The organism is Acinetobacter sp. RIT698, from assembly GCF_009668065.1.
Lineage (GTDB): Bacteria > Pseudomonadota > Gammaproteobacteria > Pseudomonadales > Moraxellaceae > Acinetobacter > Acinetobacter guillouiae.
Genome location: NZ_WJYH01000017.1, coordinates 60,936 through 81,462 on the forward strand (window position 1 = coordinate 60,936; position 20,527 = coordinate 81,462).

Consider the following 20,527-nt stretch of genomic DNA (forward strand, 5'->3'; position numbering starts at 1 on the left):
ATCTGTGTCATGCAACAAAAATCACAATACTATACAAGGACAGCACAATGGTTGCATTGGATTATGGCAATCATCTTTATTACCGCTTGGGTCATTGGTTTTTATAGTGGCAATTTTTTAAGCTATGATGTCGATGGACCGTTTAAAGGCGATGTCATTACTCTACATAAGAATATTGCATCGGTGATTATCTTTTTGGTCATTATCCGTATCTTTTGGCGTTACACTCACCCTGCCCCTGAACTACCTGAAACCATGTCACCATTGATGAAAACTTTGGCTCATTTAGGTCATTTGGGTTTATATTTCATGCTATTGGCATTGCCAATCACAGGATGTTTATTTAGCTGGAGTGCTGGTCATCCCGTGCCTGTATTGTACTTATTTGAGATTCCAAGACTTGTACAAGATAACCCCGATTTAACAGCGATTGTAAAACCTTTACATATTTATATTTCATGGGCTGCTGGCCTACTTCTTGTTGGACATGTTCTTGCTGCGCTCAAACATCATTTTATTGATAAAGACAATGTATTGAAAAGTATGACACGACAAGGTTAGTCATATACAGATTAAAAAATCTTATTAAAAGTACATCAAAACGGTGTGCTTTTTTATATTTTTATTGTGGTTTAAATTTATGGCGCTTTAAATTCTAGATCTTTACTTTAATGCTTCCTTTGCACAACCTTTTAAACTATTCATCACTGCTTGTTGAATCAGCTTATTTTTTGCAGCTTCATTAAAAGTTGCCATAACCAGCTGTTTAGCTGGTACATCGTTCAAAGCATTCTCACTGACACAGCCACAGATTTTTTGCTGTGCATGTTGCTGTTGCGCAGCTGCCCATAAAAATGAGGATGCTTGCCAAACCTTTGACGCTTTTAACTCACTGGCACATTGCTGTTCGATTAAAGGCTTTAGCATTTTCTGCGTAATCGTTTCTGTGCTTGAGTCTGCACATGCAACAGTCACAGGTAAAATAATGAATAAGGTTAAACATGTTGTTAAAAATTTCATTCTATTTCCCTCATGAAAAAAAAGCAGTGTTCACACACTGCTTTTATATGCTTAAAGAATATAGCTTGATTTAAGCCAATTGATCAATTTGATTGTTCCATTTTTGCTTTTCTTCATTTGAAATAAATGACGCTTCAAATGAATTTTTTGCCAATTGCTTTAACTCTGTATTTGAAAGATCTAGTGCTTCAGCAATCGAAATAAAATTATCATTCATATAGCCACCAAAATAAGATGGGTCATCTGAATTGACAGTCACATGCACACCTTTTTGCAATAAACGGTGAATATTATGTTGTGCCATATCATCCACCACACACAATTTTAAATTGCTCAGTGGGCAAACAGTCAAAGGCATCTTTTCTGCAATTAAACGTTGCATTAGTGCTGGGTCTTCTTCTGAACGTACACCGTGGTCAATACGGTTTACTTTTAATAAATCTAAAGCTTCCCAAACATATTCAGCAGGTCCTTCTTCTCCCGCATGCGCAACCACCAAGAAACCTTCTTTGCGTGCTTGAGCAAAAACTCGTTCAAACTTAGCTGGTGGATGCCCAACTTCGCTTGAATCTAAACCTACAGCAATAATTTGATCTTTATACGGCAAAGCTAGCTTTAACGTTTCAAATGCTGCTTCTTCACTTAAGTGACGCAGGAAGCACATGATCAAATGAGAGCTTATAGCCAACTTTGTTTGAGCATCATCGCATGCACGTTGTAGACCATTGATCACCGTTTCAAAGGCAACCCCGCGGTCAGTATGTGTTTGTGGATCAAAGAACATTTCAGTATGTACAACTTTATCTTCTGCACATTTTTCAAAATATGCCCAAGCTAAATCATAAAAGTCTTGTTCATTGATCAGTACATTTGCACCTGCATAATAAATATCAAGGAAAGACTGTAGATTATGAAAGTTATATGCTTGTTTGACTTCTTCTACAGATTTATACGGGATATCAATTTGATTACGCTGAGCTATTGCAAACATCAACTCAGGCTCAAACGTGCCTTCGATATGTACATGGAGTTCTGCCTTAGGTAAGGCACGAATAAGTTCTAATCTATTCACGTTTTTCCTCAAACTTATTAAATTAAATTTCAATCATCCAAATCGCTTGGATTCATTTCAATCTGATTAAAACAAAAAAGGGCGCAAACTTGAGTTTACACCCTTTCCTTATTTAAATTTATTAACCACCAAATGCAACGAATTTAATCACCCAGAGCACAGCAATGATCCAAACCATATATGGAACTGTTTTCGCTTTACCTGTAAATAATTTAACCAATGCATAGCTGATAAAACCCATTGCAATACCGTCTGCAATAGAATAAGCAAATGGCATAAATACAATGGTTAAAAATGCTGGAACTGCTTCGGTAATATCATCCCATTCAATATTGATGATACCTTGAATCATCAACACACCAACAAATAATAATGCTGGAGCAGTCGCAAATCCAGGAACAGATTGAGCCAGTGGTGCTAAAAATAAACACGCTAAAAATAAAATACCGACAACAACTGCAGTTAAACCTGTACGACCGCCTGCAGCAACACCCGCAGATGACTCAATATAAGGCGTTGTTGATGATGTACCTAAAGCAGCACCGGCAACAATTGCAGTTGAATCTGCAAATAGCGCTTTTTTTAAACGTGGTAATTTACCATCTTTCAATAAACCAGCACGATGTGAAACCCCGACCAATGTTCCGGTTGAGTCAAATAAATCAACCAAGAAGAATACGAAAATTACGCCAACTAAACTTACCGTAAATAAGTTTTCAAAATTCATTTGCATGAATGTCGGTGCAATAGAAGGAATCGAACCAACAACCCCTTTAAATTCATTTAAACCTAAAGCTGTTGCAATACCAGTGATTGCTAAAATACTGATAATAATTGCGCCACGAATTTTATAGTGGTGCATAATCACGATCAGGAAAAAACCCAATAAAGTCAGTAAGACTGTAGGTTGTTTTAAATCACCCAAACCCACCAAAGTTGCTTGATTTGCAACAATAATGCCTGAGTTTTTCAATGCAACCAGTGCAAGGAATAATCCAATACCACCACCGATTGCAAATTTCAATGACATTGGAATCGCATTGACAATGGCTTCACGGATTTTAAACATGCTAATTGCGATGAAGACAAGTCCGGAAACAAATACAGCAGCCAAAGCGGTTTGCCATTCAACGCCCATACCTAAACAAACGGAATAGGTAAAATAAGCATTCAGTCCCATACCTGGTGCAAGTGCAATCGGATAGTTTGCAACAACCCCCATGACCAAACAACCAATCGCAGCGGCTAAACACGTTGCCACAAATACGGCGCCATGATCCATACCTGTTTCTGAAAGAATCAATGGGTTAACAATGATGATGTAGCACATTGTTAAAAATGTCGTTAAACCTGCCAGTATTTCGGTTCTAAACGTTGTTTTGTTTTCGCTCAGTTTAAATAAGCGTTCAAGCAAACCCGCTGAAGGATTTGGATTCGTCATTGTTGAGCCCCTGTTAAGTTTGAGCTATTCGTTGATAAAATCGAGTTCATTTAAAAAAATGCTAAATGCCGTCAATTAAGGCCATAATTCAGCATTCAATAAACATACCAAAATGACATTTCCGATAAAAAACTTGAATTAAAAAAGCTGCAGATTAGCAGCTTTCATTTTCTAGAAGGTTTAACGGTCGTTATCGATTACATATTACAAATTATAACATACAGTTTAAATAATTTTATCAATCTGATGCTTTTAGTCATCCAATTCATGTGAACTCAGAAGTTTAATGCTTTAAGGATATACAGTACGTAAATCAAATCACCGTATTACTTACTTTTAAATGATTGTGATTATTAGGATTAGACTCAATTTTCCGAATGGTTAAATTCGCATCTTTGATAATATTTTGCATTTCTTGTTGTTTTTTCTGTTGCGAATCGACATAAGAAAAATAGCCTAGAAATATCACACTACTAAACACGAAAAAAGTTACAAGCTTTACCATTTCAAAATCAAATCAGGGTATAAATTTCGATGATTATACACATAAATGTGACATAAATAACACTTTAACAATAAAATTGTCCGACAAATCACAAGTATTAACTTGCGCTTTCATAGTGCATATCAGGCTTTAAATCCTGCTATACATCTAAAATGGTGCTATTTGTTTTAAATGATGATAAAAAAACAACATGAAACTTGATGAATCATAGGCAATCTTTAAATACATAAAATGTTTAACAACAAGAGTTTAGACAGCTTAGCTTACACACTTTTAAAAGCATGTAAGCTTTTAAATCCATAAGATTTAAATACACTATTCAAAGATTTAAGCCAACTCACTTAAGTTTTACATAGGGCCTTCAACTGATATTTCCACCTAAGGCTGCAATCAGTTGGGCTGTATTTTTTAACTGCAACTGCTTGAGCTGTAAAGTTGCCTGTTCCGCCTGTAAGGTTAAATTCTGTGCTGTGACCACTTCTAAATAACTGACTAAGCCAGCGTTATAGCGTCGAGTTACAACTTGTTCATTTTCTAAAGCAAGTTTAAATAGTTGAGCTTGTTCAAATTGTTGCTGTTTAAAACTGGATGACTGTAAAAGCGCGTCTTCCACCTCTTTCCAACCCGTTAAAACAGCCTGTCTATACGCTGCTGCTTTTTCAGCATAACTCGCTTGTGCTTGTGCAATCTCAGCCTTACGTTTTCCACCGTCAAATATCAATGCCGTTGTTTGTAATCCAGTCGACCACAAGTACTGTGGTGCTTGAAACAGTTGACTCAACACGCGACTATTTACTTCACCCGTTAAGCCAATACTGAGATCGGGTAACCATGCCGTTTGAGCCAAGCCCAATTGGGCATGTGTTGCAGCCAATTCACGTTCAGCACGTATCACATCAGGGCGCTGGATAAGCATCCGACTTGGTAGCTGAGTTGGTAATATTGGAACTTGAAAGTGCTGTTTCTGTTTGGCCAATTGAAATTGAGCAACCGTTTTACCTTGTACCACAGCTAAAATATTTTCTTGTAAATCACGTTCTCGCTGGGTTTCTATCTGCTGGATTTGAACTTGCTTGAGTTGTGTTTCAGCCTGTATCACATCCGCTCTCGCGATCATCCCTGCAATATATTGGTTATTTAAAATTTTGACGGAACGCTGATAACTGTGTTGGGTTTGTCGTAAAACATCCAACTGCGCATCCAGTACTCGGATATTCCAATAGCTTTCTGTGCCCAATAATTGTTGATTGAGTTTAACTGCAGCTAAGTCAGCCTGTGAAGCCTCTAAATTTGCCTGTTGCCCTTCAACTGCTTTGGCGACCCTGCCCCATAAATCAGGAATCCAACTGACCTGAACACCCGTTGTAAATTGGTTATTTGGCGTACTGTCCTTTGTTCCACTACGTTGTGCAGAACCATTTAACTTTAAACTTGGCAAACGGTTAGCGCGTTGCTGCTCAAGTAAGGCATTGGCTTGTTGATATCGTGCTTCCGCTTGTTTCAGACTCAAATTTTCTTGATTCAATTGTTGCATCAATTGACTAAGAATAGGATCTTGAAAAATTTCCAACCAAGTGTTGGCATTGACTTCTAAGCTTGAGGTTTTTTTCCAATTTAAAACAGCATATTTATAATGATCATCCGTTTGAAGGACTGGCACTTTATATTCAGGCGGATGCAACACAACAGTAGAATTGCATGCAGTCAATATCAATAACACACTAAGGCACATGACATTTTTAACGATTAAACTCTGCATTATATTTTCCTATTTACCTCAATGAAGTGCATATTTATTTTTCAATTTCAAACAAGATTCAGCACATTTTTCCAACACCAAATACAAGACAGGCGTTGTATACAACGTCAATAATTGACCCAAGGCTAAACCACCCACAATGACAACACCCAAAGGCTGACGTAACTCTGCCCCTTCTCCCCAGCTAAGTGCCAGTGGAATTGCACCGAGCAACGCTGCGGTATTGGTCATCAGAATTGGACGAAAACGGAGAGCTGCGGCAGACAAAATAGCCTGATATGCAGTCTTGCCTGCTCTTCTTTCTAATAAAGTAAAATCAATTAAAAGAATGGCATTTTTTACAACAATTCCGATCAATAAAAACATGCCCAAAAGTGCAATTAAGGTGAATTGGAAATTAAATAACCATAAGGTCAACAAAGCCCCCAAAGCCACTGCGGGTACTGTCGATAAAATCGTCAATGGATGAATCAGACTTTCATAGGTAACCCCAAGAACGATATAAATAAGTAAGATCACCACACAGACAAGTAACGGGGTCGATAAACCAGCCTGCAAACTTTCCGCCTCGACATCTTTATCTGTCATGATAAAAATTTCATTGGGTAACATCACTTCGGGTAAAACACTACGAATAGCTGCATCCGCTTGTTCATAGCTATAGCCTTGTTTAACCACATAACCAATCCCCATTGCGGCATATTGGTTGCGTCGATAAACCCGATCATTGGTAATACCATAAGACCATGTGGCAAAATTACTGAGTGGTACAGCAATACCTTGTTGGTTTGGAATGCGTACATTTGCCAGCGCTTCAGGATGTTCAGTAAAGTGTTTATCGACTTCCATCACCACATAAAACTGTTGGGTTTGATCATAAATAGTCGAAATTTGGCGCTGCGAAAATGAGTTATTGAGTACACTTGAAATATTTTCTATGTCCACACCCAAACGACGTGCTGCTTCACGGTCAATGTCTAAAGTCACATGCTGAGCACCTTCATCGCCCATGGTTTCAACTTCTTCTAACTCTGCAAGCTTCTGCATTGCCTGAGCAACTTTAGGCACCCACTGACGTAGCAACGCAACATCATCAGATTGCAGTAACAACAAATAATCTTGCCCACTTCCACTTGAAAATGGATCATCCAATTCTAGTTCCTGTTTGACTTGTGCAGAAAAAATCGCACCTGCCAGCCATGGGGCATTTTTTTTAATTCTATCTACAATTTCATGTGAAGATTTGCCATCTCGCTCTGCTTTGGGTTTTAAACTCACCATTAAAAAAGAATTGGTGATTCCACCAGCACCACCAGACGTACCAATCACATCTTTGACTGCGGGATCCTTTAATACACTTTCACTAAAGGTGGCGATTTTGGGTTGCATAATTTGAAAGGAGAAACCATCATCCCCTCGAATAAAAGCTTCAACCCGTCCGGTATCTTGCTCAGGTAATACCCGTTTGGGTAATGTTTGATAGACATATACAGAAGCAGCAATTGCACCGCCCCATAGCAAAATGACCAAATAACCGTGTTTGATCATCCATTTCAGTGAATGCAAATAGAGCTGACTCAAACCCTGCATCAAGCGATGGCTATAGCGATACAAAACCTGATGTTGATAACGCTCTAATGGTTTTAAACAGCGTGCAGATAAGCTTGGCGTAAGGACTAGGGAGACAAATACAGATAAAATAATAATAAAAATCAGTGTTAAAGAAAACTCTCTAAACAATCGTTCGATTACACCTCCCATAAATAGCACGGAAATAAAGATCACCACCAAAGCCAAATTCATTGCCAGCAAGGTCAGACCGACTTCTCGAATACCATTTAAGGCAGCCTGTATAGGCTGTTCACCCTGTTCTATATGACGTTCAATATTTTCCAAAACTACAATTGCATCATCAACCACGAGCCCAATCGCAACAATCACCGCCATAATCGACAAGTTATTCAATGAAAATCCAGCGAGATAAACCAGGCTGCATGCGCCAATCAAAGTCACCAGTAAAGCAATACTTGGAACAAGAGCACTTTGCAGACGACCTAACATCAGTGCGACCACAATAATCACCAAAAGCATGGAAAATAATAAAGTATCCCTTGCCTCATTTAAGCCCGCCCGAATAATTTCCGATCCATCCATCACTGTGGTCAGTTGTGAATCTGCTGGAATTAATCTGCTTAACTCTGGTAGTTTTTCTTTGATCTTTTCAATTGTGGCAACGGTATTTGCATTGGGTTGACGGCTGATTTTAATAATAACCGCTGGTTTGCCATTGTGAAAACCACTTACATAACGGTTTTCGACCGAATCCTGTACCTCAGCCACATCTTTTAAACGGACAACTGTCTGACCATTTTGATGTATGATCAAATTGGCAAAATCATCCGCTTTTTTTAAACGACTTGGAAGCTCAACTTGCCAACGTAACTGTTCAGTTTCAATTACCCCTAAGGCTTGTACTGTATTACTTTTTACAATCGCTTCACGAACTTGCTCCAAAGACACCCCTTGTGAAATCAAGGCATTTGGATTGAGTTGAATTCGCACAGCTGGCATAGATGCCCCGTCAATGACAACTTCCCCAACCCCATTAATTTGCGCAAGATTTGGCTGCAGCTTATTACTGGCAATTTCATAGAGTTTGCCCGCAGAAAGATGTTCTGAACTCAGTGCCAAATAAAAAATTGGACTCTGGCTTGGATTGATCTTGAAATATTCAGGAGGGCTTGGCATTCCAGAAGGCAGCTGTGACATCGCAGCATTGATTGCAGCTTGGACCTCTCTGGCGGCTTCATTGATGTCAGTCTTTAAATCAAAATGCAAAACCACTTGGGTTGCGCTTTGATTACTTGAAGAATTAATCGCTTTTACCCCTGAAACGCCCATCATGGCACGCTCTAATGGCGTCGCCACGGTGGCAGACATACTTTCAGGACTTGCACCAGGTAAACTTGCTCGCACCACAATCGTTGGAATATCTGCCTGTGGTAAAGCGGCTACAGGTAAGCGAAAATAGGCCAATATACCCAATAATACAATTGCGATTCCCAGTAAAATACTGGCAACAGGTCGGTGAATAAAGGTCGAGAGAAAAGTCAAAACTCTCTCCTTGTCGTATCATGATCTGTGGGTAAATCATCTACAGATAAATCTGAATTGGTATGTTGCAATGAATATTGCAGACGATCAAAAAATAAATAAACCACTGGTGTAGTAAATAACGTCAGGACTTGACTTAAAATCAGACCACCCACCATGACGATCCCAAGAGGCTGACGTAATTCAGCCCCTGAACCCGATGCAAGCATCAATGGAATTGCCCCAACCAGTGCCGCAAGAGTGGTCATTAAAATTGGGCGAAAACGCATCAGTGCGGCTTGATAAATCGCTTGCTGTGGTGACAATCCGTCATTACGTTGTGCAGCCAAAGCAAAATCCACCATCATGATGCCATTTTTCTTGACCAGACCAATCAATAAAATGATCCCAATCAAGGCAATCATGTCCAGTGGTCGATTGACCATAAACAATGCCAACAAAGCACCAATTGCAGCAGATGGCAAGGTAGAAAGAATGGTTATCGGGTGAATAAAACTTTCGTACAGAATGCCCAACACAATGTACATGGTCACTATTGCTGCAATCACCAACCAGAACGTATGTTGTTGCGAGTTCTCATAAGCAGCAGCTGCACCTTGCAGTTTGACTTTCACTTCTGTTGGTAGATTTAGACGCTGTTGTATGCGATCAATCGCTTTGATCGCATCCCCGAGCGCGACCCCTGATGCAAGATTAAAAGATACCCCATTGGCTGGAAATTGTGATTGCTGTTGCAGAATAATAGGCACGCGTTTTTGCACAATATTGGCAACAGAACTGAGTAATATCGGCTCTCCACTTTTATTATGAATATAGGTTTGCCCTAAAGCATCTATACCTTGAGTGAATGTTGGGTCAAGTTCTAAAACAATACGATATTGATTAGATTGCGTGTATAAAGTTGCAATCTGGCGCTGCGCAAATAAATTTTGTAAAGCTAAACTGATATCTTCAATGTTTAAACCCAAACGTGCTGCGGCATCTCGATTGACATCAATAAATGCTTGTAAGCCTTGTCCACCCTCTTCACTGGTGACTTGTGCAAATTCAGGTTGTTGTCGTAAAGCATCAACAAATATAGGGGTCCATTCGGCTAAATCTGTCATTTTAGCAGCGCTTATACTCAGTTGATATTGAGTACGACTAATTTTATCTTCAATACTCAGCTCTTGTACTGGTTGCATCCAGCCTTGAATCCCTTCAACTTGAGCGAACTGTCCTCTAAGTCGTGCCATAATTTGATCTACAGGATCTCTTTCAGCATGCGGCTTTAGATTAATTAAAATACGTCCATTACTTAGTTTTGGATTATTGGCATCTATACCAATAAATGAAGACAAACTTTCCACAGCAGGATCTTTTAAGATCTGCCCCGCGAGTGTTTGTTGACGCTCACTCATGGCTTGGAATGAAATATCATCAGGCGCTTCAGTCACCACCTGTATGACACCACTGTCCTGTACAGGGAAAAAGCCTTTGGGAATCATCCAATACAGCAGACCCGCTAAAATGACGGTACTCAACATCACCGCAAGTGTCATTACTTGATGCCGAAAAACCCACTGTAACGCTTTACCGTATTGCTGGATAATTCGGTCTAGACTCCAGCGACTGTGAGAAGTTGAATGTTTGGCATTTTTTAATAAATATGCGCACATCATTGGCGTCAATGTAAGCGACACCACCAATGAAATTGCGATTGCTGCTGCTAAAGTGACAGCAAATTCATGGAACAGTCGCCCAACCACATCCCCCATAAACAGTAATGGGATTAATACTGCAATCAGTGAAATCGTCAGCGAAATTAAGGTAAAGCCGATTTCTTTAGATCCTTTAAGTGCGGCTTGTAATAAGCTTTCTCCTGCCTCACGATGTCGTGCAATATTTTCCAACATCACAATTGCATCATCGACTACAAAGCCTGTCGCAATGGTGAGTGCCATTAAAGTCAGGTTATTAACAGAGAATCCTAAAAAATACATGACGACAAAAGTACCAATAATCGACAGTGGTACGGCAATACTAGGAATAATCGTAGCGGATAAATTTCTTAAAAATAAAAAAGTCACCATCACCACCAAGCACACGGCAAAAACCAATTCTTTTTGCACATCATCAATGGAGCTACGAATACTCTCAGTTCGATCGGTTAACACTCGAATTTTGACATTTTCAGGCAGATTTTTTTGTAGCTCAGGCAATATTTGCTTAATCTGATCTGCAACTTGAATCACATTGGCATTCGGTTGGCGCTGTACATTGACCAAGATTGCAGCTTGACTGTCTGCCCAAGCCGCCATATAGCGATCTTCGCTCCCTTCTATGACTTTTGCCACATCTCTAAGACGTATCGGTGCGCCATTGTTCCAACGTAAAATTAGATTTTCATAATCTGCAATCGAGCGAATCTGATCATTGGCATCCAACATGGTGGTGCGATATGGTCCATCAAAGCTGCCTTTGGGTTGATTTGCATTGGCAGAATTAATTGCAGAACGCACATCCTCAGCACTCATTTTATAGGCAGCAAGTGCCGTAGCATTCATTTGCACGCGTATTGCTGGACGTTGCCCCCCCGCAAGGCTGACCATCCCGACACCTGAAAGCTGAGAAAGCTTTTGTGCAACTCGGGTATCCACCATGTCGTAGACTGTTGTTAAAGGTAAAGTTTCTGAACTGATGGCAAGGGTAATCACAGGAACATCAGCAGGATTTACTTTACGGTAAATCGGTGGTGCTGGTAGATCATTGGGTAATTTACTGCTGGCTGTACTGAGTGCTGACTGTACTTCTTGTTCAACGACACCAAGTTCTGCGCTCAGTTCAAACTGCAAGGTAATAACGGATGCCCCCACTGAACTACTAGAAGACATTTGCTTTAAACCAGCAATTTTGCCCATTTCTCGTTCGAGTGGTGCGGTGATTGTGCGTTGTACTGTATCGGGATTGGCGCCAGGTTGAAAAGTATAGACTTGAATAATTGGATAATCGACCTGTGGCAAAGCAGAGACAGGCAACAACCGCCAAACCAAGAAGCCACTCAACAGCAGTGCTAACATCAATAATGTAGTTGCGACTGGACGTAAAATAAAGAACCGTGAAATATTCATGATTTATCCAGCAGTTGGCTTGGCCGTAGAAATTGGCTGTTGATTCTCTACAACAATTTGAACTTCTTTGCCTTCCGAAAGACGATCAATTCCTTCAAGTACTACTTTTTCGCTCCCCTTTAATCCGTCTAAAACTTCAATTTGACCATTCGATGTCATCCCCAGTTTTAACATGCGAATTTCGGCTTTATTTTGCGGATTGATGATATACACATAGCTGCCTTTTGCACCATGTTGTACAGCATCACTCGGGATACTGATTGCATTTTGAATGGTTTGAGTATTTAAACGCACATTGACAAACTGATTTGGAAATAAAGCATCATCATGATTAGCAAAAATTGCTTTTATTTTTAAAGTCCCAGTACTGATATCAATCTGATTATCTATTGCTTGTACATGCCCCAGCGCAAGTTGTTTTTGCTCTGTTTTATCCCAAGCAGTTACCAACACTTTATCGCCATTTTTTAATGATTGACGCAGATTTGCTAAATAGTTTTCTGCCACTGAAAATTGCACAAAAATTGGATGAACTTGAGTAATACTGACTAAACCAGCACTTTCATTGGCTTGAATAAGGTTACCAGCATCTTTCTGTCTAAATCCAACCCGCCCCTCAATAGGGGCATAAATTTTAGTATAAGACAGCTGTAGTTTTGCAGCATCTACTTGCGCCTTGTTCGCCTGTATTTGACCTTTAAGCTGGTTGACCAGCGCCAATTGCTGTTCTACTTGTTGTTTTGCAATTGAATCTTGTTTAAACAGCAATTGATAACGCTGCAACTCTGTTTCAGCATTTTGCAATTGTGCTAAATTCTGCTGCCGTGTTCCTTCAGCCTGTGCAAGTGAGACATGAAACGGCGCTGGATCAATTTGTGCAAGGAGCTGACCCTTTTTTACGATTTGCCCTTCTTTAAAATAAATCTGCTGTAAAACTCCAGAAACCTGACTTTGTACATTCACAATATGCGTAGGAATGACTGTACCAATTGCTTTGATTTCAACCTGTAAATCTTGTCGTTGTACTGGCACAGTTCGCACGGGTACAGGTTTACTCCATTGGCTATATTCCTCTGCGGGTTTGGATGAGGTTTTTTTCCAATAGAAGCCTGCTAGTCCGAAAATAATCAGCAGCATAAATCCAATTAAATATTTAAATTTACGGCCAATAAAACTTTTTTTGGGGTTTACATTTACAGATGGCTTACTCATAAAAACTCTTATTCATAAAGTCGCAGAACGATCAAAATTTACAATTGCGAAATAATTAAAGTGAAATTTCACAGATACCCATTGTTCATCTCATTAATAATCAAGAATAAATAAAGGTTAGCTTCGCTAATTATCATGTTGCATTTTGTAATCTTTATTATTGCATTTAATAATCATTATCACTATCATTATTTTCAACACTTTCTTCCTCCAGCAAAACTCCATGTAGTTCGCTTTTTAAACAGGCAACTCTTATGCATTTGAACGTACAAAAGCAGCAATGGTTTGATCATATTTATCAAGACCATCAAAATACTTTACTTTTGTGGTTCAAACATAAACTTCACAACCATCATCACTCTGAAGATCTTAGTCAGGAGGTTTTTTATCGTGCATTAAAAAGTAATTACTGTTTTGAAAATATTAAAGAACCCAAAGCATGGTTATTGGGAATTGCGAAACATGTAATTATTGATCATTGGCGCCACCAACAAGTTGAACACTTATATTTAGATGCGTTAATACATACACCACAGGATGGCTATCCATCTGTAGAACATGAAATATGTATTCGAGAAAGTTTGTATCAAGTTCATCAAACACTAGAAAGACTACCCGAACGCGTAGCACAGGTCTTTTTATTATCACAAATGGAAGGTATGACCTACCGCGCAATCGGTGAAAAACTTAATATTTCTGAAGCCACAGTAAAACGAGATATGAAACAAGCTTTTGTTGCCTGTTCCAGTATTTATAACACAACCTTTAATTCATAATATTTTTTTATTTATAAAACAATATATTAAATAAAAACTAGTATATAAATCCAATTAAACGTATTTTAAAATTTATCTCAAACTTACATGACATCGATCTATTGATCATACAAATAGTTGCTCTCCTCTATTCGCGCTTGTTCTCTACTGTTGTTACATCCAACAACATGCCCAGCATTTAAATCATAAAAAATGAGCTTTTTTTAAAACAAAAACGACTAAGTACATGAATATGACTCATACGAGAATCTAATGAAGGAACATCAAAGCAAACATGCATTAGCAATTGCAATTCGAACTGCACTTTGGGGCGGATCTATTTTTTTAATAAATGGATCTATATTCGCAGCACCGAACTCATCTGATGGTCAAGAACAAAATTCTACTCAGCTTCCTACCATCACTGTATCTGCCAATAATATCAATAGCCTTACAACCGAAGGCTCTGGTTTATATACTGCAAAAGCCACCACAGCATCAACAGGCTTGGCGCTCAGCCTAAAAGAAACACCGCAATTGGTCAGTGTAATCACACGTCAGCAAATGGAGGATCAAAACTTAACACAATTAACAGATGTCGTAACACAAGCTGCTGGATTAACAATTAATCAAGGTGGAAATATTGGCTCAGATAACTCACCAATTTATGCACGAGGTCAAACTGTAGACAACTATTTATTAGATGGTGTGAAATTACTGAACTCATATTCTAGTATTTTTCAAAGTCAAGACACTGCACTCTTTGACAGAATAGAGATTGTGCGTGGTGCAAATGGTTTAATGACTGGTGCTGGTTCTGCAAGTGCTAGTATTAATATGGTTCGAAAAAAACCATTACAAGACTTTAAAGCTTCTGTAAGTGCTAGTGCTGGTTCTTGGGACGCCTATAGAACAGATATCGATGTTTCATCACCATTGAATCAATCTGGTAATCTCCGTGGTCGTGCTGTATTGGCTTATCAAGATGGTGACTCTTATATCGATCGTTATGCAGAAGAACGCAAAGTTGCCTATGGTGTACTTGAAGCAGATTTAACAGATCGAACCAAAGCAAGTCTTGGAATTAGCTATCAACAAATTGATATTTCAGGCATCGCCCGTGGGGGATTACCTTCATATTATACTGATGGATCTTTAATTGAATGGTCGCGCTCTGATTCGGCTGCTGCAGACTGGACGTACTCAGATCGATCAACTACTGCATTTTTTGCAGATATTGAACACAAGTTCAATGACAATTGGAAACTTAAAGGTATTCTTTCTCGAACAAAAACCTCTTCAGATGAAGTTGTTGGTTATGCTTATAGCTCAGGGATAGATAAACAAACTGGAAAAGGTGCTTTAATTTACGCAACACGTTGGGATTATGAACCTACTCAAGATTTATTTAATTTAACGCTGAATGGCTCATTTAATTTGTTCAACCAAACCCATGAATTAGTTTTGGGAACAACTTTTACTAAAAGTGAGAATCAACGTCCAACCTACTCAGGCTGGAATAATGGCATGTCTTGGAATGGAAAATTAGACAATATTTTCAGTTGGAATGGCAATACACCAACTCGACCTGAGACGATGATTGACGGCTGGTATAGTGGCGATGACAGTAGTCATTCAATATTCGGTGCTGTCCGGTTAAAACCATCAGATAAGGCAGCAATTATTTTAGGAACACGTGTAGAAGACTGGAAACGTGTCGCTATAAATCATGACAATGCTAAAAATACAACAGATATCAAAACCCATAAAGAAAGTGGTGAAGTAATCCCCTATGTAGGACTTACCTATGATTTAACTGACCATTGGACAACATATGCCAGTTATACCAATATTTTTTCACCACAAGATAAAAAGACAGTTAAGGGGGACTATTTAGACCCTCTTGTCGGCAATAGTACTGAACTAGGGATTAAAGGTGAATTTTTTGATAATCAGTTGAATATAGGTGCTGCTGTTTATCAAACTAAAGAAGATAATTTTGCAGTCGCTGTTCCTGAACAACCCGATAATTCACACATTACTCCCGATGGATCTCAAGCATATACAGCGGAATCTGGAACCAAAAGCCGCGGTATTGAATTAGAAGCCACGGGAAAACTCTCTGAGTTATGGCAAATTTCAGGAAGTTTTACTCGAAATTTATCACAAAATAGTCAAGGTAATAGTATAAACACCAACATTCCAAATAATACTGCTAAATTATTTAGTACCTATACTCTACCTTACTTTGATCAAGCTCTAACAATAGGTGGTGGCCTACGTTGGCAAAGTGATATTTATTCTGATATAACGCTCCCTGTAAAGACTCGTTTTACCCAAGACAGCTATACTTTGGTTGATTTAATGGCACGTTATAAAATCAATAAAAATTTATTGCTGAATTTAAATATCAATAACTTGTTTAATGAAAAATATCATTTAGCCACAACGAATAGTTACTACGGTGCACCAACTAATTTTAGAGTGGGGTTAAAATACGATTGGTAATTCTGAAACCTATTTATAATAAGCTAAACATTGATTTAGCTTAAAATAAACCAATGAGTTAGATGTAGAGAAAGTTACCGTTAAGGTAGCTTTCTCTACAAATTCAAATATTATCAAGATAACTAAAATAAACGCCTCTGCTGGTCTAGCAGTAAATCTCATCTAGTTCTTCCGTTGATTTTTAAGCTGCCTATATGGCAGTGAACTTTCTTTACCATTTTCATCAATGACAGTTTCATTTCTAAGCTGCCTATATGGCAGTGAACCAGGCATTAACATAGTACAAGCAGTACTCTCATTTCTAAGCTGCCTATATGGCAGTGAACAAAGAGTTCCTAAATACTTCCTTTACGCTTTATTTCTAAGCTGCCTATATGGCAGTGAACAGTCGCAGTTGATCGACACCGATGACGACTTATTTCTAAGCTGCCTATATGGCAGTGAACCCTTTTACATCACAGCAAGAAAGTCTTCCCATTTTCTAAGCTGCCTATATGGCAGTGAACATGAACGTACATCTTTAAACGTTATGCAAAATTTTCTAAGCTGCCTATATGGCAGTGAACAGCTCACGTGGTCTGATTAAGACGCAGACACGTTTCTAAGCTGCCTATATGGCAGTGAACTAAATGCTGTTGCAGATTCAGTCAATGCCAACTTTCTAAGCTGCCTATATGGCAGTGAACAATATCACTAGGTTCTTTTTTATCAGCCATTATTTCTAAGCTGCCTATATGGCAGTGAACGAGGAGGTTTTTAAGTTTTATTTCATCAGTTCTTTCTAAGCTGCCTATATGGCAGTGAACGATGACAACTTAAAAGTTTTTGATTCATTAATTTTCTAAGCTGCCTATATGGCAGTGAACCAAGACTTTGAACGTCAATTATTGTCTTATATTTTCTAAGCTGCCTATATGGCAGTGAACGGAATTAGACAACGTATTAAACGTCTAAAACATTTCTAAGCTGCCTATATGGCAGTGAACTATAATTTTAAATCAAAAAACACTCTGATAACAGCAAGTTAAATATAAAAACCATAAAATACCCAAAGTTTTTTAAAACATATATAACCAACTGATTTTATTAAACTATAAAATGATCAAAAAATATTGGGGGAAATTTTGGTACGAATAGAAGAATACCTAAACCCTAAAAAAATCATTGTTTTCACTATTTCATACACAGCATTCCATCCATCCAAATAAAAAATACATAGCAAAAAACCATCCGCAGATGGTTTTCATAACGCATGATTTATTACTGAAGTGAGTTTTCACTTCAGTATGATTGATTAAAATTTAAAGGTTGCGCCTACAAATACTTTTTGACGCTCAACGAAGTATGCGTCTGCACCATTTGACAATTTTTTATCAAGTAAATTAGTAAAGCCACCACGTACAGTGAGCTTATCATTCACTTGATAATTGCTTGCTAGATTTACAATCGTATGTGGTTTTTGCATCGTAGGAGTAGCGCTTTTATCAGTTAAATATTGCTTACCTAAATATTGCGCAGACAATTCTACATTGAGTGGATCTATCGGTTGCCAATTTAGGGCTGAATTTACCGTTAATTTTGAAGTGGTCAGTAAGGTTGCACCAGTATCTTCATTTTTTGCTTTTAAGAAATACGTTGCATTATTATTCCATTTTAGATTGTCTAAAACTGGGAAATTTACAACCATTTCTAGACCACGCGTTACTGCATTTTGAATATTTTCATTTCGAGTAAACCAAATACCACCTTCGTGACCTAACGGCGAATAAGTGATTTTATTTTTAAAATCTGTATGGAAGAATGTCAAACCTAGGTCTGTACCAAAACCAGTATAATTTACACCAATTTCATAGTTTGTGCTTTCCTCAGGCTTAAGGTTTGGATTACCTGTCATAAAGCAGCTACCACCCGTATAGGTATCTGGCTTTTGCTTACTGTCATACCAAATTTTACCTCTTAACCCATTGCAACCATTCCCACCAGATTCAGTTGCCCCACCAGGAGATGATTCTTTCACAGTTGGTGCACGGAAACCTTTTGCGATCCCCCCTTTAATCACAAGATCATCCATTGGACTATAAACTAAATAACCTCTTGGACTATGATGCTCACCATATTTATCATCATGATCTAAACGATTCCCTACTGTTAATGTCAAATTATCGAGCAGTGAAATATTGTCTTCAAGAAATAATGCCCAATTTTTATTATCCACCTTAGGGTCGGTATAGCTTTTCCCATCCCAACTGCCACCAGGTAGAGTACCAATCGTATCAGTATTGGTTAATTCTTGTTTTTTCCATTGACCGCCAACAGTTAAGACTTGCTTAAACATTAGCTCAAATGGCATGGTTAAGCTACCCTCAACAATCAATTCATTTGATTTACTCGTAACCTTATTAATACTTGAATCATAATCATTGTAGTATGCGCTTAACTTAGATTTACCAATTGCCCACTCACCATCATGCGATACGCTAAATGAATTATGTTCTAATTTTTTAGCTCCCCAACTAGTCTCCTGTTCTGCACCTGTTTTGGCGTTAATTTGAGAACCTTTTTCATTCTTTTGGATACTGTGCCCTGCTTCAAAACTGAATGACTGTTTATCTGTTGGCTGATAGTGCAACATCGCATTGTAGTTTTGATCTTGAGAACCTGTGGTTCCGTTACCTGCTGAATATTTCTTATCTGCCTCTCGTTCAGTCATCCCTGCCGTCAAGCGTAAACCTAAGGTGTCAGTTAATGGACCAGCAGCCATGACACCTGTTTGTATAGAAGTGCCTAAATCAGACGAAGTTGTTGGCTGAGTATAATTTAAAGTGACATTACCGCCCCAAGCATTGGGAATCTTCTTAGTAATAATATTAATTACACCTCCCATCGCATCTGAACCATATAAGGAAGACATTGGACCACGAACGACTTCAATTCTTTCAATCATATCGGGTGTAATCCAGTTTAAATCCTGACGACCTAAATCTGGACGATAACTTACATCTCTTGAAGACCCGATGCGTTTACCATCAACTAAAATCAGTGTGTAATTGTCTGGTAAACCACGCAATTTAATCTTAGAACCTTCCTTCGAAGGACTAATTCCACCCGTTACCCCGGGGACTTTACTTAATAATTCTCCAAGACTACCCACAGGTTGTTTTTCAATATCTTCGCTTGTAATAACACTAATACTTGCTGGTGCTTCTTTAACATCTACTGCCTGACTACTCGCAGTCACCACAATTGTTTTTAACTTTGTCGCATCTTCAGAAGTATCTTTTGCATATGCTGAAATTGACATTGCGGTGAGTATAGAAATTGACAGTGTCTGGAATCTTAATTGTTTATTCATGTTAATACGCAACTTAAATTACGGAGGAATTGTGAAAGAATTGTTGCGTATTGTATTTGAGCAAAACCTCAAATGCAATTACTAATAATAATAATTATCATTTATATATTTTTAACTTGAGGTAAATTTATGCAAATACACTTAATCTCAAATACATGAAAAGTATTGTTTTTAAAGACCAAATTCAAGGAATAGTTTTATCAAAGTTGAATTCAAAAATTTATTTTTGGGTGTCCTTTTTATAGCTTTCTTTTTCTACAAAAAAAGAAAGCTTACAAGCCATCAACCTGCTTGTAAGCTCTCCTTTGCTTATTTTACTCACTATCATCAAGCTCAAATTGGTCAGCTTTAAAGAATCAAATACATTAAAAATTTATAAATATCAAAATCTTCAGTAATTAGTACAATGTTTTTGATCAATCTTACTCAATTTTTTCTGATTCAATAGAAATAAAACCCGCTTTTCCCCCTAAAAGCATAGTCCTATTTCTTGATAAAATAGTTAAATGAAATGTTACTTTTTCGGTAAAGTGGGTTTAGTCGCATAATCTACACCATGCTTTTCTAAATACTCACGAATCAGTTGGCGAACCACTTGTGAAGGCTTTAGATCCTGACGATTGCACAATTCCTCAAAAGCTTCCTTTTTGTTCGGGTCTATCAAAATAGTTAATCTTGC

At 38.2% G+C, this 20,527-nt stretch carries 12 protein-coding genes and 1 CRISPR repeat array; of the genes, 3 read left to right on the top strand and 9 right to left on the bottom strand.

Annotated features, from left to right (window positions below):
• Positions 1 to 9 precede the first annotated feature (9 nt).
• Positions 10 to 561, top strand: a complete 552-nt coding sequence (locus GJV03_RS09770; RefSeq protein WP_004721181.1) for a cytochrome b — start codon at positions 10 to 12, stop codon at positions 559 to 561.
• A 102-nt stretch (positions 562 to 663) separates the two neighbouring features.
• Here the strand turns inward: GJV03_RS09770 and GJV03_RS09775 are convergent, their stop codons facing one another.
• The 7 genes from GJV03_RS09775 to GJV03_RS09810 form a co-directional block, all read right to left on the bottom strand.
• The gene (locus tag GJV03_RS09775; protein ID WP_154129978.1) at positions 664 to 1,020 is read right to left on the bottom strand and encodes a hypothetical protein; all 357 of its coding nucleotides are present in this window, start codon (positions 1,018 to 1,020) and stop codon (positions 664 to 666) included.
• 70 nt (positions 1,021 to 1,090) lie between these two features.
• Complete coding sequence (locus GJV03_RS09780; protein WP_354666846.1) at positions 1,091 to 2,092, bottom strand: adenosine deaminase; 1,002 nt, start codon at positions 2,090 to 2,092, stop codon at positions 1,091 to 1,093.
• Between the two features lie 121 nt (positions 2,093 to 2,213).
• Entirely contained in the window at positions 2,214 to 3,533 is a 1,320-nt protein-coding gene (locus tag GJV03_RS09785) for an NCS2 family permease (RefSeq protein WP_004721188.1), read from the bottom strand.
• A gap of 866 nt (positions 3,534 to 4,399) precedes the next feature.
• The gene (locus tag GJV03_RS09795) at positions 4,400 to 5,797 is read right to left on the bottom strand and encodes an efflux transporter outer membrane subunit (protein ID WP_154129979.1); all 1,398 of its coding nucleotides are present in this window, start codon (positions 5,795 to 5,797) and stop codon (positions 4,400 to 4,402) included.
• 18 nt (positions 5,798 to 5,815) lie between these two features.
• The gene (locus GJV03_RS09800) at positions 5,816 to 8,911 is read right to left on the bottom strand and encodes an efflux RND transporter permease subunit (protein WP_154129980.1); all 3,096 of its coding nucleotides are present in this window, start codon (positions 8,909 to 8,911) and stop codon (positions 5,816 to 5,818) included.
• Positions 8,908 to 12,021, bottom strand: a complete 3,114-nt coding sequence (locus GJV03_RS09805; protein WP_154129981.1) for a multidrug efflux RND transporter permease subunit — start codon at positions 12,019 to 12,021, stop codon at positions 8,908 to 8,910. Before GJV03_RS09805 ends, GJV03_RS09800 begins: the two co-directional genes overlap by 4 nt.
• Positions 12,022 to 12,024: 3 nt before the next feature.
• Positions 12,025 to 13,233, bottom strand: coding sequence for an efflux RND transporter periplasmic adaptor subunit (locus tag GJV03_RS09810; protein ID WP_154129982.1), 1,209 nt, complete (start codon positions 13,231 to 13,233; stop codon positions 12,025 to 12,027).
• A 254-nt stretch (positions 13,234 to 13,487) separates the two neighbouring features.
• Between GJV03_RS09810 and GJV03_RS09815 the strand changes: the two genes are divergently transcribed.
• Together GJV03_RS09815 and GJV03_RS21725 are read left to right on the top strand one after the other, a co-directional pair.
• Positions 13,488 to 14,009, top strand: a complete 522-nt coding sequence (locus GJV03_RS09815) for a sigma-70 family RNA polymerase sigma factor (RefSeq protein ID WP_154129983.1) — start codon at positions 13,488 to 13,490, stop codon at positions 14,007 to 14,009.
• A gap of 252 nt (positions 14,010 to 14,261) precedes the next feature.
• A complete protein-coding gene (locus tag GJV03_RS21725; protein WP_154129984.1) occupies positions 14,262 to 16,496 on the top strand; it encodes a TonB-dependent siderophore receptor in 2,235 nt (744 codons plus the stop codon).
• A gap of 178 nt (positions 16,497 to 16,674) precedes the next feature.
• Positions 16,675 to 17,482: direct repeats of the CRISPR family, unit length 28 nt; unit sequence TTTCTAAGCTGCCTATATGGCAGTGAAC.
• 308 nt (positions 17,483 to 17,790) lie between these two features.
• On the opposite strand, the gene GJV03_RS09825 is transcribed toward GJV03_RS21725, so the two are convergent.
• Entirely contained in the window at positions 17,791 to 19,848 is a 2,058-nt protein-coding gene (locus tag GJV03_RS09825) for a TonB-dependent receptor (protein WP_151958037.1), read from the bottom strand.
• A gap of 514 nt (positions 19,849 to 20,362) precedes the next feature.
• On the bottom strand, positions 20,363 to 20,515 hold the full coding sequence (locus GJV03_RS09830; RefSeq protein WP_354666847.1) for a CopG family transcriptional regulator: 153 nt from the start codon (positions 20,513 to 20,515) through the stop codon (positions 20,363 to 20,365).
• Positions 20,516 to 20,527 lie beyond the last annotated feature (12 nt).

Bases quoted from the DNA above. Each gene is read 5' to 3' on its own strand.
- GJV03_RS09770 (WP_004721181.1), top strand. From the start codon at position 10: ATGCAACAAAAATCACAATACTATACAAGGACAGCACAATGGTTGCAT.
- GJV03_RS09775 (WP_154129978.1), bottom strand. From the start codon at position 1,020: ATGAAATTTTTAACAACATGTTTAACCTTATTCATTATTTTACCTGTG.
- GJV03_RS09785 (WP_004721188.1), bottom strand. From the start codon at position 3,533: ATGACGAATCCAAATCCTTCAGCGGGTTTGCTTGAACGCTTATTTAAA.
- GJV03_RS09795 (WP_154129979.1), bottom strand. From the start codon at position 5,797: ATGCAGAGTTTAATCGTTAAAAATGTCATGTGCCTTAGTGTGTTATTG.
- GJV03_RS09805 (WP_154129981.1), bottom strand. From the start codon at position 12,021: ATGAATATTTCACGGTTCTTTATTTTACGTCCAGTCGCAACTACATTA.
- GJV03_RS09810 (WP_154129982.1), bottom strand. From the start codon at position 13,233: ATGAGTAAGCCATCTGTAAATGTAAACCCCAAAAAAAGTTTTATTGGC.
- GJV03_RS09815 (WP_154129983.1), top strand. From the start codon at position 13,488: ATGCATTTGAACGTACAAAAGCAGCAATGGTTTGATCATATTTATCAA.
- GJV03_RS21725 (WP_154129984.1), top strand. From the start codon at position 14,262: ATGAAGGAACATCAAAGCAAACATGCATTAGCAATTGCAATTCGAACT.
- GJV03_RS09825 (WP_151958037.1), bottom strand. From the start codon at position 19,848: ATGAATAAACAATTAAGATTCCAGACACTGTCAATTTCTATACTCACC.